The sequence below is a fragment of the Mycolicibacterium iranicum genome, assembly GCF_002101705.1.
Lineage (GTDB): Bacteria > Actinomycetota > Actinomycetes > Mycobacteriales > Mycobacteriaceae > Mycobacterium > Mycobacterium iranicum.
Window position 1 is genome coordinate 35,382 of sequence record NZ_LQPC01000047.1, and the last position, 23,384, is coordinate 58,765.

25 protein-coding genes are annotated in these 23,384 nt (G+C 65.7%); 15 read left to right on the plus strand and 10 right to left on the minus strand.

The window, feature by feature from the left end:
- Positions 1–19 precede the first annotated feature (19 nt).
- Together AWC12_RS21335 and AWC12_RS21340 are read left to right on the plus strand one after the other, a co-directional pair.
- Positions 20–1,495, plus strand: coding sequence for an APC family permease (locus AWC12_RS21335; RefSeq protein WP_085176826.1), 1,476 nt, complete (start codon positions 20–22; stop codon positions 1,493–1,495).
- Positions 1,492–3,513 carry a primary-amine oxidase gene (locus tag AWC12_RS21340; RefSeq protein ID WP_085176828.1) on the plus strand — a complete coding sequence of 674 codons (2,022 nt, stop codon included), beginning with the start codon at positions 1,492–1,494 and terminating at the stop codon, positions 3,511–3,513. Before AWC12_RS21335 ends, AWC12_RS21340 begins: the two co-directional genes overlap by 4 nt.
- A gap of 88 nt (positions 3,514–3,601) precedes the next feature.
- On the opposite strand, the gene AWC12_RS21345 is transcribed toward AWC12_RS21340, so the two are convergent.
- Positions 3,602–4,018, minus strand: a complete 417-nt coding sequence (locus AWC12_RS21345) for a hypothetical protein (RefSeq protein WP_024447064.1) — start codon at positions 4,016–4,018, stop codon at positions 3,602–3,604.
- Between the two features lie 5 nt (positions 4,019–4,023).
- Entirely contained in the window at positions 4,024–4,467 is a 444-nt protein-coding gene (locus AWC12_RS21350; RefSeq protein ID WP_024447065.1) for a carboxymuconolactone decarboxylase family protein, read from the minus strand.
- Positions 4,468–4,739: 272 nt separating this feature from the next.
- Here AWC12_RS21350 and pyrH point away from each other — a divergent pair, with 272 nt between their 5' ends.
- The 4 genes from pyrH to rlmN are packed head-to-tail and all read left to right on the plus strand — an operon-like array spanning position 4,740 to position 8,096.
- A complete protein-coding gene (pyrH, locus tag AWC12_RS21355; protein ID WP_024447066.1) occupies positions 4,740–5,483 on the plus strand; it encodes a UMP kinase in 744 nt (247 codons plus the stop codon).
- Between the two features lie 34 nt (positions 5,484–5,517).
- A complete protein-coding gene (gene frr / locus AWC12_RS21360; protein WP_024447067.1) occupies positions 5,518–6,075 on the plus strand; it encodes a ribosome recycling factor in 558 nt (185 codons plus the stop codon).
- Between the two features lie 2 nt (positions 6,076–6,077).
- The gene (locus tag AWC12_RS21365) at positions 6,078–6,941 is read left to right on the plus strand and encodes a phosphatidate cytidylyltransferase (RefSeq protein WP_024447068.1); all 864 of its coding nucleotides are present in this window, start codon (positions 6,078–6,080) and stop codon (positions 6,939–6,941) included.
- 33 nt (positions 6,942–6,974) lie between these two features.
- Positions 6,975–8,096, plus strand: a complete 1,122-nt coding sequence (rlmN, locus tag AWC12_RS21370) for a dual-specificity RNA methyltransferase RlmN (RefSeq protein ID WP_110808707.1) — start codon at positions 6,975–6,977, stop codon at positions 8,094–8,096.
- Positions 8,097–8,187: 91 nt separating this feature from the next.
- On the opposite strand, the gene AWC12_RS21375 is transcribed toward rlmN, so the two are convergent.
- The 4 genes from AWC12_RS21375 to AWC12_RS21390 form a co-directional block, all read right to left on the minus strand.
- A complete protein-coding gene (locus AWC12_RS21375) occupies positions 8,188–8,607 on the minus strand; it encodes a nuclear transport factor 2 family protein (protein WP_085176830.1) in 420 nt (139 codons plus the stop codon).
- On the minus strand, positions 8,604–10,088 hold the full coding sequence (locus AWC12_RS21380) for an aldehyde dehydrogenase family protein (protein WP_085176832.1): 1,485 nt from the start codon (positions 10,086–10,088) through the stop codon (positions 8,604–8,606). Before AWC12_RS21380 ends, AWC12_RS21375 begins: the two co-directional genes overlap by 4 nt.
- Before the next feature lie 40 nt (positions 10,089–10,128).
- Positions 10,129–10,674 carry a TetR/AcrR family transcriptional regulator gene (locus AWC12_RS21385; protein ID WP_085176834.1) on the minus strand — a complete coding sequence of 182 codons (546 nt, stop codon included), beginning with the start codon at positions 10,672–10,674 and terminating at the stop codon, positions 10,129–10,131.
- A gap of 81 nt (positions 10,675–10,755) precedes the next feature.
- Positions 10,756–11,895: a phosphotransferase gene (locus AWC12_RS21390; protein ID WP_085177351.1), complete on the minus strand. Its 1,140-nt coding sequence runs from the start codon at positions 11,893–11,895 to the stop codon at positions 10,756–10,758.
- 84 nt (positions 11,896–11,979) lie between these two features.
- Between AWC12_RS21390 and AWC12_RS21395 the strand changes: the two genes are divergently transcribed.
- The gene (locus tag AWC12_RS21395; RefSeq protein ID WP_085176836.1) at positions 11,980–13,170 is read left to right on the plus strand and encodes a CaiB/BaiF CoA transferase family protein; all 1,191 of its coding nucleotides are present in this window, start codon (positions 11,980–11,982) and stop codon (positions 13,168–13,170) included.
- Between the two features lie 63 nt (positions 13,171–13,233).
- Here the strand turns inward: AWC12_RS21395 and AWC12_RS21400 are convergent, their stop codons facing one another.
- Positions 13,234–13,788: a TetR/AcrR family transcriptional regulator gene (locus AWC12_RS21400; RefSeq protein ID WP_085176838.1), complete on the minus strand. Its 555-nt coding sequence runs from the start codon at positions 13,786–13,788 to the stop codon at positions 13,234–13,236.
- An 82-nt stretch (positions 13,789–13,870) separates the two neighbouring features.
- Between AWC12_RS21400 and AWC12_RS21405 the strand changes: the two genes are divergently transcribed.
- Positions 13,871–14,062 (plus strand): ferredoxin, encoded by a 192-nt coding sequence (locus AWC12_RS21405; RefSeq protein ID WP_085177353.1) that lies wholly within the window; start codon positions 13,871–13,873, stop codon positions 14,060–14,062.
- A gap of 74 nt (positions 14,063–14,136) precedes the next feature.
- Here AWC12_RS21405 and AWC12_RS21410 read toward each other — a convergent pair whose 3' ends face one another.
- Positions 14,137–14,952 (minus strand): thioesterase family protein, encoded by an 816-nt coding sequence (locus AWC12_RS21410; RefSeq protein ID WP_085177355.1) that lies wholly within the window; start codon positions 14,950–14,952, stop codon positions 14,137–14,139.
- Between the two features lie 133 nt (positions 14,953–15,085).
- On the minus strand, positions 15,086–15,925 hold the full coding sequence (locus AWC12_RS21415) for an SMP-30/gluconolactonase/LRE family protein (protein ID WP_085176840.1): 840 nt from the start codon (positions 15,923–15,925) through the stop codon (positions 15,086–15,088).
- A gap of 99 nt (positions 15,926–16,024) precedes the next feature.
- On the opposite strand from AWC12_RS21415, the gene AWC12_RS21420 reads away from it, so the two are divergent.
- Genes AWC12_RS21420 through AWC12_RS21450 form a run of 7 tightly spaced genes read left to right on the plus strand, consistent with a single transcriptional unit; the run spans position 16,025 to position 22,881 of the window.
- Positions 16,025–16,729: an NIPSNAP family protein gene (locus AWC12_RS21420; RefSeq protein ID WP_085177357.1), complete on the plus strand. Its 705-nt coding sequence runs from the start codon at positions 16,025–16,027 to the stop codon at positions 16,727–16,729.
- A complete protein-coding gene (locus AWC12_RS21425; protein ID WP_110808709.1) occupies positions 16,729–17,943 on the plus strand; it encodes a cytochrome P450 in 1,215 nt (404 codons plus the stop codon). The genes AWC12_RS21420 and AWC12_RS21425 overlap by 1 nt, the downstream gene beginning before the upstream one ends.
- The gene (locus AWC12_RS21430; protein WP_085176844.1) at positions 17,943–18,911 is read left to right on the plus strand and encodes a zinc-binding dehydrogenase; all 969 of its coding nucleotides are present in this window, start codon (positions 17,943–17,945) and stop codon (positions 18,909–18,911) included. The genes AWC12_RS21425 and AWC12_RS21430 overlap by 1 nt, the downstream gene beginning before the upstream one ends.
- A 1-nt stretch (position 18,912) precedes the next feature.
- Positions 18,913–19,668 carry an HpcH/HpaI aldolase family protein gene (locus AWC12_RS21435; RefSeq protein WP_024447080.1) on the plus strand — a complete coding sequence of 252 codons (756 nt, stop codon included), beginning with the start codon at positions 18,913–18,915 and terminating at the stop codon, positions 19,666–19,668.
- Positions 19,668–20,399 carry an SDR family NAD(P)-dependent oxidoreductase gene (locus AWC12_RS21440; RefSeq protein WP_024447081.1) on the plus strand — a complete coding sequence of 244 codons (732 nt, stop codon included), beginning with the start codon at positions 19,668–19,670 and terminating at the stop codon, positions 20,397–20,399. The genes AWC12_RS21435 and AWC12_RS21440 overlap by 1 nt, the downstream gene beginning before the upstream one ends.
- 35 nt (positions 20,400–20,434) lie before the next feature.
- Positions 20,435–21,943, plus strand: coding sequence for a flavin-containing monooxygenase (locus AWC12_RS21445; protein WP_085176845.1), 1,509 nt, complete (start codon positions 20,435–20,437; stop codon positions 21,941–21,943).
- Positions 21,943–22,881, plus strand: coding sequence for an alpha/beta hydrolase (locus tag AWC12_RS21450; protein ID WP_036465146.1), 939 nt, complete (start codon positions 21,943–21,945; stop codon positions 22,879–22,881). The genes AWC12_RS21445 and AWC12_RS21450 overlap by 1 nt, the downstream gene beginning before the upstream one ends.
- On the opposite strand, the gene AWC12_RS21455 is transcribed toward AWC12_RS21450, so the two are convergent.
- Positions 22,873–23,355, minus strand: coding sequence for a polyketide cyclase (locus AWC12_RS21455; protein WP_024447084.1), 483 nt, complete (start codon positions 23,353–23,355; stop codon positions 22,873–22,875). The genes AWC12_RS21450 and AWC12_RS21455 overlap by 9 nt on opposite strands.
- Between the last annotated feature and the right edge of the window lie 29 nt (positions 23,356–23,384).

Genomic DNA, 23,384 nt, shown 5'->3' on the forward strand with positions numbered 1-23,384 from the left:
AGCCGACCGTGACAAATTGATGACCACCGAGCTGGTCCCCGAGCAGATCCTGCCCAAGGTCATGAGCACGTTCGGTCTTACGGCGGCGTATGTGTTCATCATCTGCTGGATCACCGGTTCGTCGGTGATGGCCACCGGCGGTTGGACCGCCATACCCATGTGGATCCTGGGCATTCTCACGTTCCTCGTCCCTGCGGGCATGGCTGTGGTCGAACTCGGCAACCTGTGGCCGGGCCAGGGCGGCGTGTACATCTGGGCCACCAGGACGATGGGGGAGACGTGGGGTTTCATCGGTGGATACCTGTCCTGGGTTCCGGTGATCCTCAATGCCGCATCGTCACCGGCGGTGGTGCTCTCGTTCCTCTTGCTGGCGTTTCACGCCGAGCTCGGGGTGACGGCGAGCGTCATCCTGCAGCTGGTCATCCTGTGGACCGTGATCGGGCTCGCGCTGGCCAAACTGTCTGCCAGTCAGCGGATCATGAACGTCGTCTTCGTCGTCTTCGGCATCCTCGCACTGACCATCTTCGTCTGCGGGCTGCTGTTCGCGGTGCAGAACGGCTCGGCGACACCGTTCAGCTGGTCGGAGGCTCTGGTCCCGAACTTCGCCGTGGCGGGCTTCCTGTACGGCACCGTGCTTCTCTATCTGCTCGGTGTCGAGACGCCCTACAACATGGGTGCGGAGTTCCTGTCGGTGCGCAAGAGCGGCCCGCGGATGATCCTGTGGGGGTCGACGGCGCTGGTGGCGATCTACCTGCTGACGACGCTCGGCACGATGATGGCGCTGCCCACCGACGAGATCGATGCGGTGACGGGCGTGATCGGCATGCTCGACGTGGCCGGCTTTCCCGGCCTGATGGAGGTCTGCGCGGTGGTCTTGGCGCTGATCATCATCGTCGCTCTGATGACCTACCAGGTCGCCTACTCGCGCCTGATCTTCGTCTCCGGCCTGGAGCGCCACCTGCCGCGCATCTTCACGCATCTGAACCCGCGCACACGTAACCCCGTGTCCGCCATCCTCATTCAGGGTGTGATCTCCTCGCTGCTGATCGTCGGCCTGTACTCGCAGAGCAGTCTGGTCAACACCACGATCTTCCTGCAGGGCGGCCTGTCGACGGTCTGGCTGATCTCGGGCTTCTTCTTCCTGTTCCCGGTCATTATCGCCCGCAAGAGGTACGCGGACCGCTACGAGAACGAGACGTTCTGGCGCATTCCCGGCGGCATGGTCGGTGTGCGGATCACGGTGATCGTCGGCACGATCGGCACGATCGGCGGCATCTACTATTCGTTCGCGAAGTCATGGCTTGCCAGCTCCGGGGTCGGCGACGCCGAATGGATGATGTGGGTCGGCAGCATCAGCCTCGGGATGGTGGCTCTCGGTGCCATCGTGTACGTCTTCGGCCGGCGCTCGGCGCACAAGACCAGTCAGGAAGACGCCTTGGCCCACCTGGCCGTCTTTGACCTCACCAAGACAGAAACAGAGGAAACAGCGAAATGACGATGGAGGACACCCGGACGCGGGCCGAGCACGGTTCTGCCGTGGGCAGTTACCCCCTCGACCCGTTGACCGGAGCCGAGATCGAGGCCGCCGCGGCCATCGTCACGGGATCGGAATATGCCACCCCCACATTGAAGTTCGTCATGATTCAGCTCGCCGAACCCGCCAAGACGGACGCTCTGACGTTCCCCGCGGGGATGGAGGTCCCGCGGTGCGCATTCGTCACGATGTACGACGCGGCGGCGAAGATGATCTATGAGGCCGTCGTCGATCTGACTGCGCGAGTCGTCGAGTCGTGGACGCCGATCCCCGGCCGCTTCCCGTCCTATCTCGTCGAGCACATGACCGGGGTGGAGGAGAAGGTCCGTGAGGATCCACGCTGGCAGGAGGCGATGCGCAAGCGGGGCGTCACCGATTTCAGTCTCGCGATGATCGATCCCTGGCCCGCAGGGTATTACGGCGCCCAGGATCACTACGACAACTCGCCGCTGATCTGCCGGCCGTTGACCTTCATGCGGGCCGCGCCGTCGGAGCACGGCTACGCACGACCCGTCGAAGGCGTCATCGTCACGTTCGACCTCGACGCCATGAGGGTCATCGACGTCGAGGATCACGGTGTGGTTCCGCTGCCGCCGACCGCGGGCAACTACTCCGAGAAGTTCATGTTCTCTCCCGACAACAGACCGGCGTTCACGCAATTCCGCGACGACGTGAAACCGATCGAGATCACCCAGCCTGACGGGCCGAGCTTCACGGTGGACGGCTGGAAAGTGCAGTGGCAGAAGTGGTCTTTGCGCATCGGGTTCAATCCGCGCGAGGGCATCACGCTGCACGAGGTGACCTATACCGATCGGGGCGTGACGCGGCCTATCATGTATCGGGCGTCGCTGTCGGAGATGGTGGTGCCCTACGGCGATTCGTCGCCGACGCACTGGAACAAGAACGTGTTCGACATGGGTGAAGTCGGGATGGGATTCTCGGCCAACCCGCTGACACTCGGGTGTGACTGTCTCGGCGAGATCTACTACTTCGATGGCACGGTCAACGACTCCAGCGGCAACGCGGTAACGATCCCGAACGCGATCTGCATGCACGAGGAAGACTTTGGAATTTCATGGAAGCACACCGATTTCCGTACCGAAGAAGTCGAGGTGCGCCGATCCCGGCGGCTGGTGATCTCGATGATCTGCACCGTCGGGAACTACGAGTACGGCTTCTTCTGGTACTTCTACAACGACGCCTCCATCGAGGTTGAGGTGAAGCTCTCCGGCGTGCTGACCACCGGCGCCGTCGAGGTCGAGCCGGGGGAGCAGCCGCGTTGGGGCAAGATGGTGGCTCCGGGCATCTACGGTCCGAATCACCAGCACTTCTTCAACTTTCGACTGGACATGAGCGTCGACGGCACGGGAAACAGTGTGTACGAAGTTGATTCGGTACCCGAACCGGATCCAGAGCTCAACCCCCACCGCAACGCGTGGATCACCCGGGACACGCTGGTGGCCTCGGAGGCCGAGGGGGCGCGTGACTGGAACTGGTCGACGGGCAGGTACTGGAAGATCGCCAACCCGTCCAAGAAGAACGAACTGGGCGTCCCGGTGGCCTACAAGCTGGTGCCCAAGGACGTCGTGCCGGTGATGGTGCAGGAAGGCTCCTACATCTACGACCGGGCCAGGTTTCTTCAGCACAACCTGTGGGTGACCAAGTACGACCCGGCGGAGAAGTTCGCCGCGGGCGACTACATGTACCAGTCGGCGGATATACAGGGCCTGCCCGAATTCGTCTCGGGCGACGAGCCGTTGGACGACTCCGATGTGGTGCTCTGGTACACGCTCGGCGCCCATCATGTCGTGCGGCCCGAGGACTGGCCGGTGATGCCGTGCGCCTATACCGGATTCCACCTCAAGCCGATCGGCTTCTTCGACGGCAACCCCGCCCTCGACCTGCCGCCGTCACCACCGAAGGCGTGTCACGCCAACCATGCGGGTCTCCCAGTGGCAGAGCGCGCGATGGAGTCCTAAGACTTGCACCGCGAGCGCGCGTGTCTGTACGGCAAAACGCCGTCTCTCTTGGCATTTCGGGCGCCTTCGCGAACCGTGAACGCGCCCATCACGCACGATGCACCTGCCGCGCGGGGACGAACAGCGCCAGCGAGACGATCAGGAGCGCGCTCAGCGTCACCACGTTGAGGACCTGATCCCGTGGGCTGTAGTGGTGCAACATCTGCAGGTGCAGGATCAGGTGCAGCAGGTTGAACATCGACCACGCGCCGGCCGATACCCGCACGAGCGTCGTGTTGGCGACGTAGATGAGCGTGGCCACGCTGAGCACGGTCAGGCCGAGGAAGAACGCGCCGACGTCCCTGACGAAGTGCTCGTTGTATGGGCCGAGTTGGGGGATCCAGCTCAGGCCCAGCCCGGGGAAGGTGTCATACCAGTGCTGCGGTGCGAAGTAGGCCCACACACCGGTGACCGCGCCGACCAGAGCGAGAAAGCCGAGCAAAACCCGGTGCAATGTGGCGGACACCGCTCTCACGGCTTAACGGCGTAGTGGCTTGAGATCGCCACGCGGTTGAACGCGTTGATGGAGATGGCGACCCACCGCAGTGCGGCGGCCTGCTGATCGGTGACCGCCGCGGTTTCGTCGTCCACACCGGCCATGGGTGTGTCGATGTGCGTGATCTCTTCGGCGATGGCCAGGGCGGCCCGCTCGGCCGGGGAGAAATACCCCGTCTCTCGCCACGCGGGCAGCACCGCGATGCGATCGGTGGTTTCGCCTTTGGCCAACGCGTCGCGAACATGCATACGCAGGCAGTAGCCGCAGCCGTTGATCTGCGAGGCACGGATCCGCACCAGTTCGATGGCCAGGGGCTCGACGCCGGCGTCCAGGGCAGCCTTCTCGGCTTGCTCGCTGAGCGCGATCGTCGTCTTGTAGGCATCGGGTACTGCCTTGTTCAGCAGCGGCCGAGTGGACATGGGCATGCTCCGTTCGTCCGTGGGGTCTGTCCACGGTGTAGACGAGACGTGCGGCGCAAACGTGACAATCGGCGCCGACGAGCGCGCGCTTAATGCCCGCCGGCTGCGGCGTGTCGGCGGGCAAACACGCGCGCTCGCGGGGCGAGGTCGGCTCGACGGCGCACCCCGTTGCACCCATTCGCCATCGCGGACGTCAAGGTTTGGCAGGATTGGGGTATCGCCTCGTCGATGGCAACCTCACATACGGACCCGAAAGGAGCCTATTGGCCCCGATGACAGAGCCCGTTGCTGATCAGCCCCCCTCGTACCGGCCCGCCTATTCCAGAGTGCTGCTCAAGTTGGGCGGCGAAATGTTCGGTGGAGGGCAGGTCGGACTTGACCCCGATGTGGTCGCGATGGTGGCGCGCCAGATCGCCGAGGTCGTGCGCAGCGGTGTCGAGGTCGCCGTCGTCATCGGCGGAGGAAACTTCTTCCGAGGCGCCCAACTGCAGCAGCGAGGCATGGAACGCACCCGCTCGGATTACATGGGCATGCTCGGCACCGTGATGAACAGCCTTGCGCTGCAGGATTTCCTGCAGAAGGAGGGCATCGACACCAGGGTGCAGACCGCCATCACCATGGGACAGGTCGCCGAGCCCTACATTCCGCTGCGTGCCCGCAGGCATCTCGAAAAAGGCCGCGTCGTCATCTTCGGGGCCGGCATGGGGCTGCCCTACTTCTCGACCGACACCACCGCCGCGCAGCGCGCACTCGAGATCGGCGCCGAGGTCGTCCTGATGGCCAAGGCCGTCGACGGAGTGTTCACCGCCGATCCGCGGGTGCATCCCGATGCCGAGATGATCACCGCGATCACCCACCGCGAGGTCATCGACCGCGGGCTGGCGGTGGCCGACGCGACGGCGTTCAGTTTGTGCATGGACAACGGAATGCCGATCCTGGTGTTCAACCTGCTCATCGATGGCAATATCGCGCGAGCCGTCGCAGGTGAGAAGATCGGAACGCTGGTCACCAGGTGACGGGCGAGCGCGAGCAAAAGCGACGGGAGAGACAGTGATCGACGAAACCCTCTTCGATGCAGAGGAGAAGATGGAGAAGGCCGTGTCGGTGGCACGGGACGACCTGGCGTCGATTCGTACCGGCCGCGCCAATCCGGGCATGTTCAACCGCATCAACATCGACTACTACGGCGCGATGACGCCGATCACGCAGCTGTCCAGCATCAACGTGCCGGAGGCGCGCCTGGTGGTCATCAAGCCCTACGAGTCCAACCAGCTCAAGAACATCGAGGATGCGATCCGGAACTCCGATCTCGGGGTCAATCCGACCAACGATGGCAGCGTCATCCGCATCGCGATCCCGCAGCTCACCGAGGAGCGCCGCCGCGACCTCGTCAAGCAGGCCAAGTCCAAGGGCGAGGACGCGAAGGTCTCGATCCGCAACATCCGCCGCAAGGCCATGGAAGAGCTGTCGCGGATCAAGAAGGACGGCGACGCCGGCGAGGACGAGGTGACCCGCGCCGAGAAGGATCTCGACAAGAGCACCCACCAGTACACCAGCCAGATCGACGAGATCGTCAAGCACAAAGAAGGCGAGCTGCTGGAGGTCTGACCATGACCGATCAGCAGTCGACTCCCGTGGCAGAGAAGCCGGTCAAGACCTCGCGCGCGGGGCGCAATCTGCCCGCGGCGCTCGCCGTCGGCTTCGGGCTGGGTGGATCGCTGATCGCGATACTGCTGTTGGCTCCGAAGGTGTGGGTGGGGGTCGTCGCGGTGGCGATGGCCGTGGCCACCCACGAGGTGGTCCGACGCCTCCGTGAGGGCGGCTTCTCGATCCCCGTCATCCCGCTTCTGGTGGGCGGCCAGGCGATGGTGTGGTTGACGTGGCCCTTCGGCGCGGCTGGCGCTCTCGGCGCGTTCGGGGCCACCGTCGTCGTGTGCATGATCTGGCGGTTGGTGTCGGGCGGGCTGTCCACCGCCCCGCAAAACTATCTGCGCGATGTGGCCACGACCGTGTTCCTGGCGGCATGGGTGCCGCTGTTCGGCAGCTTCGGTGCGCTGCTGATCTATCCACACGACGGTGCGGGCCGGGTGTTCTGCCTGATGCTCGGCGTGGTTGCCTCCGACGTCGGTGGCTATACCGCCGGCGTGCTGTTCGGCAAGCACCCGATGGCGCCGGCGATCAGCCCGAAGAAGTCCTGGGAGGGACTCGTCGGGTCGCTTGTCCTGGGAATCCTGGTCTCGTCGCTGGCCGTGCAGTTCCTCACCGACAATCCGTGGTGGGTGGGCGTACCCCTCGGGCTGATGCTCGTCATCACCGGGACGCTCGGTGATCTCGTGGAATCGCAGGTCAAGCGCGACCTTGGGATCAAGGACATGGGCACGCTGCTGCCCGGGCATGGCGGGCTGATGGACCGCCTCGATTCGGTCCTGCCGTCGGCCGTCGCCACCTGGGTCGTGCTGTCGCTGCTGGCCTGAGGCTTTGCCTTTCAGTGAGATACTGGCAGGGCCATGTCTGGATCCGTGCCCGCTCTGCCCCTCGTGTTCGATGCGCCGCGACGCGCCATGCCGCCCCGGCATTTTGCTGACCTCGACGAGGATGACCGTGCCGCCGCAGCCACCGACCTAGGACTTCCCGCTTTCCGCGCCAAACAACTCGCCAACCAGTACTACGGGAGGCTGATCGCCGACCCGGCGCAGATGACCGATCTGCCCGCCGGGGTGCGTGCACAGGTTGCCGAAGCGCTGTTCCCGACGCTGATCAATCCGATGCGAGAGATCGAATGCGACGCCGGCGAGACCCGCAAGGTGCTGTGGCGGGCCGGTGACGCGACGACCTTCGAGTCGGTGCTGATGCGCTACCCGGACCGCAACACCGTATGCATCTCGTCGCAGGCCGGTTGCGGCATGGCCTGCCCGTTCTGCGCAACCGGCCAGGGCGGGCTCAAGCGCAACCTGTCGACCGCCGAGATTCTTGAGCAGGTGCGCTCCGCCAGTGCCGAACTCCGCGACCGCGATGGTGGGCGCCTGTCCAACATCGTCTTCATGGGCATGGGGGAGCCGCTCGCCAACTACAACCGGGTGGTCGCAGCCGTGCGGCGGATCATCGCCGCGCCCCCGAACGGGTTCGGGATCTCGGCGCGGTCGGTGACGGTGTCGACGGTCGGTCTGGCGCCCGCGATCCGCAAGCTCGCCGACGAGAAGCTCAACGTGACGCTCGCGGTGTCACTGCACACCCCCGACGACGAGCTGCGCGACACCCTCGTCCCGGTGAACAACCGCTGGAAAGTCTCCGAGGTCCTCGATGCGGCGCGCTACTACGCCGACGTCACCGGCCGACGGGTGTCGATCGAATACGCCTTGATTCGCGACGTCAACGACCAGCCGTGGCGCGCCGACCTGCTCGGAAAGAAACTGCATGGCGCGCTCGGGCCGCTGGTGCATGTCAACCTGATCCCGCTCAATCCGACGCCCGGCAGTGAGTGGGATGCCAGCCCCAAACCCGTGGAGCGGGAGTTCGTCCGCCGGGTGCGCGAACGCGGGGTCTCCTGCACCGTGCGCGACACTCGCGGTCGCGAAATCGCCGCCGCGTGTGGGCAATTGGCCGCGACGGCCGAGCCGTCAATCGGATAGCGAGAGCTGAGTTGCGTAACGCTATGGCGACACCGGCCGCATGTTTCCGCCACAGCGTGCCGTAACCGAACGCCGGACGCTGGACGGCCGGCTAGGGTTTGCCGACGAACCAGACGTTCTCCTCGCGCAGGTTGCGGCTGCGCCATTCCTCGGGCGTGCGCACCAGATCGTGGAAGTAATAACCGCCGCAACAGCTTTGGTCCGGCAGGCCGGGTAACTGCATCGGGTTGTAGAACATCGCGCGTGCCGTCGCGGTGTCCCCGGATATTTCGCATTCGACATTCGTGATGTAGTGCATCGTCCAGGGAATGGCCGCGAATCCCGCCTCCAACCACGCCGCGACCTCGTCACGGCTTCCCGCCACGGCCCCGGCCGAGGAATAGTCGATGTGCGCGTCGTCGGTGAACACCGAGCGGTAGAGGTCCCAATCCTTCGAATCGACGGCCCTGGCATAACGACTCAGAAGCGCCCTGATCTCCAATTCATCGGCGAGGCGTTGGACGTCGGTCACGCGGGCATGCCAATGGTTTTGGCCTCGAGGTATTCCCTGTAGCCCTCTTCGCCGTTGCGGTATCCCAGTCCGCTCTGCTTCGTCCCGCCGAACGGGCTCCCGATACCGAAGTGGCTCTTGCCGTTGATGGTGACGTTGCCCGTGCGCATGCGCGTGGCCACATTGAAGGCGCGGTCGAGGTCGGCGCCGCTGACCTCACCGGACAGGCCGTAGATCGAGTTGTTCGCGATCGCGATCGCTTCGTCGTCGGTGTCATAGGGGATCACCGTCAAGACGGGTCCGAAGATCTCCTCCTGCGCGACCTGCGAATCGGGGTCCACGTCGGCCAGCAGCGTCGGTTGGACGTAATAGCCGACGGGTAGGTTCTCCGGCACACCGCCACCGGTGACCAGGCGAGCTCCGGACTCGACACCGGACTTGATCAGGCCGAGCACCTTCTGGCGCTGTGTCTCGCTGATCTGGGGCCCCTGCATGTTGCCCGGATCCCACGGATCGCCGACCGGAAAATTCTCCATCATCGTCTTCATGATGTCGATGCCCTCGTCATACCTGCTGCGCGGCAACAGAATCCGGCTGGGAAGAATGCAGCTCTGGCCCGACATCACGCACGCCATCAGCGCGGCCATCGGCAACGCCATAGTGAAGTCGGCGTCATCGAGGACGATGTGGGCGCTCTTGCCGCCGAGCTCGAGCAGCGTCTTCTTCACGGTGGACGCGCCTGCGGCGAGGATGGCCCGTCCGGTCGCGGTGGAGCCCGTGAACGTGATCATGTCGACGCGCGGATCCGACGACAGGGCCGCGCCCACCTCGTTGGCGTTGGAGACCACGACGTTGAACACGCCCGCCGGAATGTCGGTCTCCTCGGCGACGATGCGGCCGTACTCGCTGCCCGACCACGGTGTCAGCTGTGCGGGCTTGAGCACCACCGTGTTACCCGCCATGAGTGCGGGCACCGTCTCGGCGACGTTCAGGTAGAACGGTACGTTCCACGGCGTGATGGCGCCGACTACGCCGACGGCCTCGTAGTGGATCTTGCGTTGCGCGGGTCCGAGCGGGGTTTCGTGGACACCGTTGTCGACGAGATAGTTGAAGTTCTTGCCGTGCTCGGCCCAGTGCTTGACTTCGTCGATGGGACTCTCGATCTGGCTGCCGGTCACCTTGACCGGGCAACCCACTTCGGTGATCAACACGCGTCGCAACCGTTCCTTGTTGCGCTCAAAGGCCTCGTGCAGCTGGGTGAGGCAGTGATACCGGAACTCCAGGTCGCGCGACCAGTCGGTCTCGTCGAACGCGCGCCGCGCTGCGCCGACCGCGCGAGCCATGTCATCGACGGTGCCGTCGGTGGCCTGGCCGGCGACCTGCTCGCTGGCCGGGTGGATCACGTCGAATGTGGCTCCGCTGCCGGTGAATTGCAATTCACCGTCGATGAGCATGCGCTGCTCGCCCGCGAGCACGCCGGTTTCGGTCTCCGCTGTCGTCATGACAGCTAGCTTTACAAGAATTCAGCCAAGTGTCACGCGTTCAGGTGGTCTTGATTCCCACCGCGTGACGGAGTTGAGCCAGGAACTGGTCGTCGTCGTCGGACCGGACGATGTAGTGCGATACCGCCACCCGGATCGCCGTCGCCGCCTTCACCGCGCCGTTGGGACCCGGTAACAGCTTCTCCAGCTGTGCGCGCATCGACGGGATGATGTGGCCCAGCCGCGCGATGACCACCTCCGGTTCGATGTCGACCACGCGCACGCCCGAGTAGGACTGCTGGTATTGCACGATGAACTGCATCGCGGCGTTCACGCGTTCGTTGCCGCGCAAGCCGGCGGTCGCCTTGATCAGGCCCGTCTCGAACATCTCTCGCTCGTAGATGCCGAACGCCTCCAGCAGCGCCTGCTTGTCGGCGAACCAGCGGTACAGCGTGGGACGCGATACCCCCGCTTGAAGGGCCACCTCGGACAGGCTCAGCTTTGTCTGGCCGCTGCGGCCGAGCACCTCGGCGGTTGCGGCGAGGATCCGGTTCCTGGTCGAGGTGTCGTCTGTGGTGTCGTCGCTGTCGCGTGCTGGATGGTTCACGTACCTGGCCTTACTTACGGGTTCGGTGTCGATCGTAAAGCGTGGCCGTGCCTGCCGACGACGGCGCGCGGGCATTCTTGATCACAGGCTCTTCTCGAGCAGGGTGACGGTGTCGAGATCGTCGAGTGCGTCCAGCGCGCGCTCCAGGCCTTTCAGCGCGATGTCCTCGTTCTGCATGCCGCCCATTCCCGCGGTGATCAGCGTGGCGACGTAGGGGTATAGCGCGCCCTGGCGGTAACGGTCCCAGAGTTCGGATGCGTCCAGTTCGGGTCCGCCCGCCGCGGCCAAGGCGCTGCGGTAGGCGCGGAGCAGGTCGCGTTGGGATTCGCGCCGGCTCTCGGTCGTCATGCCGGTGACCAGCGTGTAGGCGAGCTCCCGGCTGGGGTGGCCACGGCGCACCGCCTGCCAGTCCAGCAGTCCCGCCCGCCCGTCACGGAAATACAGATTTCCCGGGTGCGCGTCGCCGTGCATCACGGTGTGCGGCGTGCGGTCGACCAGCGCCGCGGCGGCGCGATAGCGGTCGTCGATGAAACGGCCGCGATCGATCGGCAGGTCCGTGCGCTCGGACAGTTTGCGCGCCGAGGTCTTCAGTAGTGGCGTAGTCAGCAACGAGGCGCTGTCCTCGGAGGCGGTGTAGAGCCAACCCAACGGTCCGGCCCCGCTGCGCTCAGGAAGCCGGCCCCAGAAGGTGGCGTGCAGTTGCGCCAGCAGTTCGACGACCAGCGCGGCCCGATCGGCGTCGATCGGGTTCAGGGTGTCCGGGAACTCGCAGTCACCGGCCGCGAGGTCCTCGAGGACGAGCGCGAACCGGCCCGTGTACGGGTCGAACTGGGCGCCGTAACTACGGGGGACACCGGTCAGCTCTCTGGAGAGCTGGCTGTAGAAGCGAGTCTCGGTTTCGGCGAGGTTCCCGAGTTCGCCCATCAGGCGGGTGGCTACGGTCTCGGCGGCCATCTTGACGAAAACCGACGCGGGGACGTCCTCACCGGTGAGGGCGAGCCGGGCGCGCGAGGAGGTGCCTGCGTCGCCGCCGATCACGGCCATCGACGTCACCCTCCGGTTCATCAGCCGAGACATCGCCGCGGGGTCGAGGTCACCGATGGTGCGCGGAAGCGGGCGCAGCCGCCCGATCAGCGTGTCGGTCCCGATTCGCCGCAGCCCCCGACCAAGATGCGAGGCGAGGCCGGTCGCGGGTGCGACCCGATTGGCGATGACGGACACCACGTGCCTCCTAGGCTGGGATCGGCTGCTAGTAAAGCGTTACAAATGGGATTGCTTTTGTAAAGTGACGAGGATGGGGAGATCATGGCGGGTCCGCTCCAGGGAATCAGGGTCGTCGAACTCGGGGTCTGGGTGGCGGGTCCCGCGGCCGGCGGCATCCTCGCAGACTGGGGTGCCGACGTCGTCAAGATCGAGCCGCCGGACGGCGATCCCGCCCGCACCTTCGGCCGGATGCTGGGAATCGCACCGCAGGACCGGCACCACGTCAGCCCGCCGTTTCAGATGGACAACCGTGGCAAGCGCAGCGTCGTGCTGGATCTCGCCACCGACGACGGCAAGGCGCGTGCCCGCGAATTGCTCGACGGAACCGACGTGTTCGTGACCAACATCCGTACCGGCGCTCTGCGGCGCATCGGGCTGGACTTCGACGAGGTCGCCGCGGCGAACCCGCGCCTGGTCTATGGATTGATCACCGGCTACGGGGCCGAGGGGCCCGACGCGGATCGGCCGGCCTATGACGTCGCCGCCTTCTGGGCGCGGTCGGGTCTGGCGCATCTGCTGACCCGTCCTGGCGACGTGCCGCCGTTCCAGCGTGGTGGCATGGGAGATCACATGGCCGGGATGACGCTGGCGGGCGCGATCTGCGCGGCGCTCGTGGCGCGGGGGCAGACCGGGACGGGGCAGCTCGTGTCGACATCGCTGTACCGGCAGGGTGCCTACACGATCAGCTTCGATCTCAACACCTTCCTCATCACCGGACACCCGATCGCCATCGGAGCGCGCGAGTCGATGGGCAACCCGTGCATGAACAACTACGCCGCCGCAGACGGCAGGAGGTTCTGGCTGGTCGGCCTGCAGGGGGATCGGCACTGGCCGGCGCTGTGCGCGGCGGTGCAACGACCTGACTGGTTGACCGACGAGCGATTCGCCTCCGCGCGGAACCGTGCGGCGAACGCGGTCGAGCTGATTGCCGAACTCGACCTGATCTTCTCGGGCAAGACACTCGACGAATGGACGGAAGTGTTTGCCGGACAACCGGATCTGTTCTGGTCGCCGATCAACTCGATCGAGGACGTCCTCGGCGACGATCAGTTCCACGCCGCGGGCGGGATCGTCTACGTGCCCGACGACGAGGCCGGGGCAGTGCCGATGGTGGCCACGCCGGCGGACTTTCACGGCACGCCCGCCGAAGTGCGCTGGACTGCACCCGAATTGGGTCAGCACACCGACGAGGTGCTGACCCAGCTCGCTCAGCGCACGAAGCGCTCGACGTAGGGCGCGAACACTAGGGTATCCCAAATCCGTTGCACCCCATGGCAGAAACTACTAAGGCGCCCGTCAGTCATCGGTGATCTCGGACCGACTACTCATCTGTTGTTTCACGCGCGCAGCGTGACGTAGTTGGGCGAGAAAGTCGACGGTGTCGTCGCTGCGCACGATGTACTGCGAGATCGCGACCCGCACCGCGGTCGCGGCACGCAGTTCGGCATCCTGGCCGGTGCACAGGCGCTGCAACCTCTCACGCATCATGGGCAGAACCCGCGCCATCCGCCGGATCACCTGGTCGGGCTCGACATCGACCATCCGCAGGCCGGGGTAGGAGAGCTGGTACTCGACGATGACCCGCAGTGCGGCGTCTAGACGCTCGTGTGGCGGAAGGTCGACCGTGGCTTTGGCGATGGCGCGTTCGTAGTGCTGCCGTTCCCACACCACGAACGCGTCGAGCAGTTCGCGCTTGTCGGCGAAGTACCGGTACAGCGTCGGTCGCGACACCCCGGCCTGGGTGGCAACTTCGGACAGCGACAGTTTCGCAGTGCCGTTCCGTCCGAGCACCTCGGCGGTGGCAGCGAGGAGCCGCTGCCGCGTCGCATTGTCCGTCAGCGCTTGCTGCATATACCAAGATTTACAAATTATCGATGAAGTGTCACGCTCACTGTGTGAGCGCACCATCGTCGGAGGAGCGTGGACGCAGCGCATGAGAGTCGACGTGGACCTTGCCAAGTGCACCGGACACGGCATCTGCGAGTCGATCGCCGAGAAGGTCTTCGAGGTGCAGGACAACGGCACCGTGGTGATCCACGAGCCGGAGCGGCCCGAGTCTGATCGCTCGCGGATGCAGCAGGCCGTCACCCAGTGCCCGGCCGCAGCACTTTTCCTCAGTGGCTGAAGGACACTTCGCGAAACGGCCACCAGCGTAGTGGGGACGCGCCTCCGGCTACCGTGACGGCGGTTTCGCGAGATCTATCTCGGTGGGCGCGGGCGCACGAGAACCGACTGCTGGATCGCCCCGACAGCGCCTGACTCGTCGAAGAGCGTGCCGATCGTGGTGCCGATACCGTCTGGGCCGTAACTGGTTTCGGCGCGGATGCCGACCCACTCGCCCTCGGGGAGGCGATGGATGTGCACGGCCAGGTCGGTGTTGAGGAATGTCCACCGACGGATGTCGAGTTTGGTGCCGATGCCGTTGGCGTCGTCGGCGACCGCGAACAACCGCTCCAGCGGTGTCATCGACTCACCATTGACGAGGGCGACCTCCGGCTTGATCCACGACTCACCCGGCCCGTCGCTCATCGGCTGAGTCAGCCACCGCCAATCCAGGCTGTGCACGTAGTTGAGATCCCAGTCCTTCTTCATGTCGCGGGTGAACGCCTCGGACACCGGTCGCAGCGGTTCGGCGGGGGTGTGGACGACCGTGGCCGTATCCAGGGTCTGCAGCCGCCAACCGCTGGCCCTGGCCACCGGACGCGGTTGCCCGTCGGGCCCCAGCGCCAACATTTCGGCGCTGACGAGCTCGATCTGCTTACCGGAGCGCTCGCGCCAGGCGCGCACCCAGAAATCGCCGTCGGCAGGCACCGGCCCCAGCAGGTCGACGAGCACCCGGCTCAGCCTGGTGTCGTCGCGCGGCTCGCAGCGCTGCAATCCGCGCACCAGAAGCGCCGAGACCGGAGCGGCATGCTGGATGGCCGCCGTCCACGTACTGCGGACGAAGTCGGTGGCGGCGAACTTCTCGCCGCGCTCGTCGTCGGCGTCGACCAATTCGTAATAGCAGTCCGGCATCTGCACCTCTTTCCGGGGCGAGCGAAGCGACGGGGGATGTGTCCGGGGCGAGCGAAGCGACGGGGGATGTGTCCGGGGCGAGCGAAGCGACGGGGGATGTGTTCTGGGGCGAGCGAAGCGACGGGGGATGTGTTCAGTGGGTGTGGGGTTCGGGTACGAACCCGGCGGCGGGGAATTCGACGTTGACGGCGTCGAGGCGCGAGAGCTTTGTGCCACGCAGCCGTTCGGGATAGGCGTCGGTCGTCGTCAGCAGGAACAATGTCACGCCTTCGGGTCCGCCCAGTGCACACGCGATGGCGGTGCGGTCACCCACCTCGATGCGGTCGGTCACCTGGCCGCCTTCGACGATGCGCTCGAACTGGTGTGCCAGCGTCATTCCCGCCCAGACACCGCCGCCTTCGTCGAGGCAGATGCCGTCCGGCGGTCCGTCCAGTTCGTCGGCGAAAACCCTCTCTTCGCAGAGCGTTCCGTCCTCAGCGATGGTGAAGGCTGTGAGCCGCCGCGCCGTCGACTCCGCGACGATCAGGGTTCTGCCATCGGGCGTGATTGCCATTCCATTGGGGAAGTCCAGGTTCTCGGCGACGACGGCGAGGTGTCCGCCGTCGGGGTCGACGCGGACGATAACGCCGCCTTCGCGCGCTTGGGACCCGACGTAGGCGCACCCGTGGCGGTCGACCACCATGTCGCCGAGGTTGGCGGGGGCCAGTGCAGAGATGTCGGCGACGACCTCGACGGCGTCGCCGTCATAGCGCAGGATCTGCCTGGCCTCGGTCGAGACGATCAGAAGCGATCCGTCGGGGCGAAAACCCAGACCCGACGGGGCATGGCCGGGTAGGGGCAAGGTGCTGGTCTCGCCGTTGAGTGTGGCGGTGTGCACGGCTTCACCGAGCATGTCGGAGAACCACACCAGGCCCTCGAACCAGCGTGGGCCCTCGCCGAAGCAGAATCTGTTCGCCAGCGGGGTGAGCGTCATCGTGCGAACACTAGCGGACCCGTCTCCGGCACTTTACAAAACATGGGAAAAGTGTCACGCTCGCACTGTGCTGCTGTCAATGGGGAGCTCGTCGTGAACATGAAGAAATACCACAGCCACACCCTGCTCTATCTGCACGAGACTATCGATCTCGGCACGGCGCGCGGCGACCAGTTCGCCGCGGAATTCAGCAATTGCTACCACCCGATGATGAGCGAACTCGGCGCGCGGTTGTTCGCGTTGTGGGAGACGACGCCCTACAACGGGCACTGGCCCCAGGTCACCATCATCTGGGAGATCGACGCTTTCGCAGACTACGCCCGCATCGGACGAGCCCAGTCCCGCGGAGGCAGCCATGAAACAGCCGCCGCGAAGTGGTCGATGTACCTGCGTGACGTCGGCGCGCGCGGCGAGGGTCGGATCATGTATGCCGGGCGGGCCAACAAGACGCTGACCCAGTTGCAGGACGCGGGTTTCAAGGCCGGCCTGGTGATCCAGGAGATCATGCAGACCAAACCTGGACGCCAGGACGACTACATCCGCGAACTCGAACGCCTTTACGTGCCCTGGTCGGAGTCGACCGGCAAGCGTTGGCTCGGTTCGTTCATCACGACGTTCCGGTTCAACGAAGTGATCCACTACTGGGCTCTGGAGGCGGACTGGGCCTGCTTCGAAAACCATTACCCCTCCTGGAAGGACAGTCCGCCCGCCGAGATCGTGACGTGGATGAGCGTCGCCCCGGCGCTGCGCGACGGCTGGGAGGACTCGATCCTGGCCGCCCTGCCGCCGTCGCCGCTGCAGTGATGTACGACCCGTTCGACCCGGCGGTGATGGCCGATCCACTGCCGTTCTACCGCGTTCTGCGCGACGAGCATCCGGTCTATTACCTCGACAAGTGGGACACCTTCGCCCTGTCACGCTTCGACGACATCTGGAATGTACTGGAGATCAACGACGGAACGTTCGTGGCCTCCGACGGCACCCTGCCCGCCGCGACGGTGCTGGCCGAGCATCACGACGGACCGGTTCCCGATCCGCCCCTGCACCCCATGCCTTTTCACGCCAACTTCGACTCCCCGATCTACGACGAGGTACGCCGATGCACTGCAGCACCGTTCCGGCCCAAGAACGTCAATGCGCTGCGTGACCGCATCCGGGTCCTCGCCAACGAACGCCTCGACGAGCTGTTGCCGCGTGGCCGATTCGATCTCACGCAGGACTACGGCGGCATCGTCGCGGCATCGATCGTCTGCGAAATCGTCGGACTGCCAGCAGAACTGGCGGCCGACGTGCTGGCCACCGTCAACGCGGGCAGTCTCGCCACGCCGGGAGACGGCGTCGAGGTCGCCAACGCGCGTCCCGGCTACCTGGAGTACCTCACCCCAGTGGTCGAGCGTAGGAGGGCGGGCCAATCCGACCCGCTTCCGATCGTGGACAACCTGCTGGCCTACCGACTGCCCGACGGCTCCCCCCTGAGCGACATGGAAGCCGCTGTGCAGATGCTCGGCGTGTTCATCGGCGGCACCGAGACCGTCCCCAAGATCGTCGCGCATGGCCTGTGGGAACTCACCGAGCGACCTGACCAGCTCGCCGAAGTCCGTGCCGATCTTGACACCGCCGTGCCCGTCGCACGCGAAGAGATGATCCGCTACTGCGCGCCCGCACAGTGGTTCGCGCGTACGGCACGCCGGCCGTTCACGCTGCACAACACCACGATCAGACCGGGTCAGCGGATCATCTCACTGCTCGCCTCGGCAAACCGCGACGAGCGCGAGTACGACCGGCCCGACGAGTTCATCTGGAACCGGCCGATTCCGCGGCTTCTGGCCTTCGGGCGCGGACAGCATTTCTGCCTCGGCGCCCACCTCGCGCGGCTGGAGATCGCGATCATGGTGACCGAATGGCTCAAGCGCGTGCGCGAATTCGATGTGGACATCGCCGCGGCATCGCGGCCGCCGTCGAGTTTCCAGTGGGGCTGGAACAACCTTCCCGTCGAAGTCCATGCGGGGGGTATCTGATGTGGTCCTACCGACTGATCGCGCCGTATACGTTCACGAAAAGCGACGTGCTGCCGCGGTCGCCGGAATCCCTCGGCGACGGGCAGGTGCTGCTGCGATTCCTGGCGGCGGGGATCTGCGGAAGCGACCTTCCCGGCTTCCGCGGCGCCAAGGGGCGGTTGCCGTTCGACACCGGCAAGCAGGCCGCGGACAAAGACGGCTTCCCGATCCACGAGATCGCCGGAGAGGTGATCGCGAGCCGGCACCCTGCCCACCGGCGGGGAGACCGCGTCGTCGGTTGGGCCTCCGGATTCGACGGACTGATGGAGGAGGTCGTCGCCGACGGCGACGGTCTGGCGGCCTACGACACGTCGCTGAGCCCCGCTCACGCCGTCGCACTGCAGCCGCTGGCCTGCGTTCTGTACGCCGTAGAACAACTTCCGGATCTGGCCGGGCGGCATGTCGCGGTCCTGGGTCAGGGGTCGATCGGTCTGCTGTTCTCGTACGTCGCCAAGAGCTTCGGCGCTACGCACGTCACCGGGGTCGATCCGGTCGACCGTGACGGTGTGGGGCCGTCGTTCGGGGTGGACACCGTCGTGCGTGCCACCAGCGACCGCTGGCTGAGTCACCTGAGGCCGGACGCCAAGCCCGACGTCGTGATCGAGGCCGTGGGACATCAGGTCGCCACGCTGGGACACGCGATCGAAGCGGCCGCCTTCGGCGGCACGGTGTTCTATTTCGGTGTGCCCGATGATGATTGCTATCCGATCAGCATGCGCACGATGCTCAGGAACAACCTCACGCTCAAGTCGGGAGTCACCATGGACCGCCAACGCGTGCTGCACAAAGCCGACACGTTCGCAGCGGAGCATCCCGGGCTCCTGGACCGCTACCTCACCCACACCTTCGGTGTCGACGAGGTGCAGGCGGCGTTCGAGCTGGCGTCGCGGCCCGTGCCCGGACGCATCAAGATAGCGATCGTGGCCTGAGATGACGAGCAGACTGCAGGACGCCCTGGCCGCAAAACCGCACGTGTGGGGCGGCTGGTTGGTGGGGCCGACGGTGATCGGGCCCGAGGAGTACGCGGCCGCCGGTTACGACTACGTCGGATTCGACATCCAGCACGGTTACCTCAGCGACGCCGACGTCGCGTTGATGCTGCGCCGCCTCGAGCACGTACCCATTGCCACGCTGGTGCGTCTTCCCGACGCGGCACCCGCACCGATCGGACGAGTTCTAGACGCAGGCGCCGACGGCGTCGTCATCGCCATGGTGGAATCCGCGGCCGACGCCGCCGCTGCGGTGGCCGCGACACGCTACGCCCCCGGCGGGGTGCGCAGCTTCGGTCCGCTTCGTGCGAGCCTGGGTATCGACCCCATCGCCTTACAGGAACGGGTGTCGGTCTTCGCGATGATCGAGACGACGCGTGGTCTGGCTGCCGCCGAGGAGATCTGCGGTGTCGACGGGCTCACCGGAATATATGTCGGTCCCGCCGATCTGGCCATCTCCATGGGCCACGGACCGACGGAAGCATGGGCCCGTCGCGACGTTTTCGACGTGATCCTCGAGGTCCAGCGCATCGCTACCGAGGCAGGGCTGGTCAGCGCCATCCACGCGAGCACAGGAACCGCAGGGAACATGCTCGCCCAACACGGATTTCACATGATCACACTGGCCTCCGAATCGCAGGCACTGCGTCGCGGGGCCGCCGCACACCTCGCCGATGCGCTCGGAGAGGACGCCTGATGCCCGCCGAGCGCGTCGCCCTGGTGACCGGCGCCGCCCGAGGGCAGGGCGCCGCGATTACCGCCAGGCTCCTGCAGGACGGATTCTGCGTCGCAGCATGCGATCTGCTCACCGACGAGGTTGCCGGCACCGTCGCCGACCTGCACACCGACCGGGCTCTGGCCGTGACCCTCGACGTGACCTCGACCGAGCAGTGGGAGAGCGCGGTGACCAGGATCGTCGAACACTTCGGTGCGCTGACGGCGCTGGTCAACAATGCCGGTGTGCTGCACCGTGCCTCGCTGTCGGAGGAGACCGCCGCCGGTTTCGAGGGCAGCTGGCGAGTCAACTGCCTCGGGCCGTTCCTGGGCATGCAGGCCGCGCTGCCGCATTTGCGCGGCGCCCACGGCGCGGCGATCGTAAACACTTGCAGCACCGGCGCGATCCGGCCGTTCCCCAACCACAGCGCCTACGGATCGTCGAAGTGGGCGCTGCGCGGCCTCACCCAGGTCGCCGCAGTCGAATTGGCGCCCCACGGAATCAGGGTCAACGCGGTGTTCCCGGGACCTGTGGAGACGCCGATGCTCGACAGCGCGACCCAGAGTCGCCTCGCCGCGCATACGCTCATGGGGAGGATCGGCGTGCCGACGGAGATCGCGGACGCCATCGCGTTCCTGGTCTCCGAGCACGCCACGTTCATCACCGGCTCTGAGCTCATCGTCGATGGTGGGCAGTCCCTCCAGATTGGATGACGACCCCTATGGCCACCTTCCCCGGCGCTCCTCGTATGCGCAAGACCTTCTCCGTCGGCATCATCGGCGCCGGCCCGGGCGGACTGGCACTCGGTATTTTCCTGCGCAGAGCGGGTTTCGACGACTTCACCATCTTCGATCGCGAAGCCGGCGTCGGTGGAACGTGGCGGATCAACACGTATCCGGGCCTGGCCTGTGACGTGAAGTCGCACCTGTACTCGTATTCGTTCGACCTCAACGCGGGATGGTCGCGCCTGTGGTCGGGCCAGGAGGAGATCCTCGAGTACTTCGAGAGGTGCGCACAGCGCTACCGGCTGCACGATAAGTTGCGGCTGAATACGGAGATCGTCTCGGCGCAGTGGTTTTCCGAGGAACGCCAATGGCGCCTGGTGACATCCACCGGAGAGGAACATCGCTTCGACATCGTGGTGTCGGCAGTCGGTCTGTTCACCCAGCCTGTAATGCCTGATCTCGTCGAGGAAGAACCCTTCACCGGCACCATCATGCATACTGCGAAGTGGGACCACTCGGTTGATCTGCGTGGTGCGAAGGTAGCTGTCCTCGGTACCGGATCGACTGCGGCGCAATTGGTTCCAGAAGTCGCCAAGCAGGCCTCAATGGTGTATTCGGTTCAGCGCTCACCGACCTGGGTACTGCCCAAACCGGATCGCGAGTACACCGCGCGGGAGAAATGGATGTTCGCCCACATTCCGCTGGCCAAGAAGGTCTACCGCATCCGGCTGTGGTTTCGCAGCGAGTCGAACATCTCGGTCATCGAAAACGGCAGCGACAAGACCGAAGAATTCAAGGGCATTGCGCTGCGGACCTTGGAGGCGACGGTCAAAGACGACGCACTGCGTGCCAAGCTGACGCCCACGCACCCGTTCGGTTGCAAGCGGCTCGTGTTCGCCACCGATTACCTACAGACACTCACCCAGCCGCACGTCGATGTGGTGTCCAGCCCGGCACGTGCGCTGCGGTCGCGCTCGCTGGTCACCGAGGACGGCACCGAGCTCGATGTCGACGTGGTCCTGTGCGCTACCGGGTACGCCGCCGCAGACTATCTCGGCCAGATCGATGTCCGCGGTGCCGGCGGGGTTGCGCTGCGCGACACGTGGACTGACGGAGCCTTCGCCTACCTGGGAATGGCGGTGCCCGGATATCCCAACTTCTTCATGCTGTACGGGCCCAACACCAACGTCGGCTCCAACAGCGTCATCTTCATGTTGGAGGCGCAGGCACGCTACATCGTGCGCGCACTGACTTATATGAGACGCAGGAACAAGTCGTACATCGAGGTGAGGAGCGAGGCGATGAAGCGCTTCCTCGACAAGGTCGACGGCTGGATGCAGGGCACGGTATGGCTGACACGGTGTAGCAACTACTTCCGCGCTCCCAACGGACGCGTCGTCACCCAGTGGCCGCGCAGCGCCCGGGACTTCTGGGGACTCACCCGGTGGTTCCGTCCGCGCGAGTACACCTTCGACGCCCCGGCGACTCGCTCTCCCATCCACGTCGGCGGCCAGACCGCGGTGAAGCGATGATGGTGCCGATCCGCGACATCGCGGACCGCCTTGATCCTGCGCTGCGGCATTTGATCTCCGCACGCACCGATCTGTCTCCGCCGGTGCTCGGCGCGGTTCGCGACTCGCTGAACCAGCGCCGCGCCGAAGCGGCCAGGACGGCCGATCTCGTCGGGGTCGAGGTCGAGCAGCGTGAGGTCGCCGTCGCGAACGGTCACCTGGTCACCGTGCGGATCTACCGCGGCGGCCCTCCGCGATCACCTGCGGTGATCTATTGCCACTCAGGCGCTTTCGTGCTCGGCAATCTGGACACGGATCATCGTCAGTGCATCGAGCTCGCGCGCCGGGCCCGCGTCACCGTGCTGTCCGTTGACTATCGTCTCGCGCCCGAAGAGCCGTTTCCCGCAGCGTTGGACGACGCTGCGGCAATCCTGGAGTGGGCGGTGCGCAGTGCCGCCGAACTGGGCATCGACTCGGCCGCGATCGCGGTCGCCGGCAGCAGCGCAGGCGCCGCGCTGGCTGCTCGGTTGGCGCAGCGATCGGGGGAGGGCGAGGGGCCGCCGGTGGTGTTCCAGCTGCTGCACCAGCCGGTGCTCGACGACAGGCCGACCCCGTCGAAGGAGGAGTTCACCGCGACTCCGGGTTTCGATGCCGAAGCTGTGGCGTGGATGTGGCGGCACTATGGTGCGGGTGCGTCCGTCCCCGACGATGCCGTGCCCGCGCGGGCCGGCGAGCTTTCCTCGCTGCCGGCCACCTTGATCACCTGCTCCGAGCTGGACCCGTTGCGTGACGAGGCGATCGACTACGCGCTGCGACTGATGTGGGCAGGGGTCACCACCGAGCTTCACGTGTTCGGCGGGACGTGCCACGGGTTCGACTCGCTGGCGCCGGACTGGGAAACCAGCGGCCAACTGTTCGATATCCAGGGTGCGGCGCTCCGCCGGGCTTTTCTACGTTGAGCCTTCCTTCGCCAGCTCGCGCGCAATCGCCTCGTGGTAGGCGTCGATGTTGGCGGGGTTGACCGTGCGGAAGAAGCCATCGGGTAGCGGAGAGTCCTTGAACGCCTCGACCGTCATGGTGCGGCTGAAAAGGGTGATGCCCTGGCCGGGCCGAGTGAACTTGTACTGCACGGTGATTCGGCCGGGCATGCCGCCGTTTCCGTCGCTGTCGTGTCCGAGGTTGCCGACCGAGTTGAACATCCACAACGTGGGTCGCATCGCGATCGCGAGATGCCACGTGAAGATGCGAGTCCCGTCGGGGCCCGATTCGGTCCACGTGTCGCCGACCTCCAGCGGTAGCTTCTCGGGCACCTTGCCGACGTGCGCGCTGCCGGGATACGTCCTCGTCCAATTGACGGGGTTGGTCACGAAGTCGTAGATCTCCTCCGGCGACTGGGTGAACGCGGTCTCCGATGTCGTCGTCACGATTCCCACGCAGACTGCCCTTCTATGCCGCTGCTTTA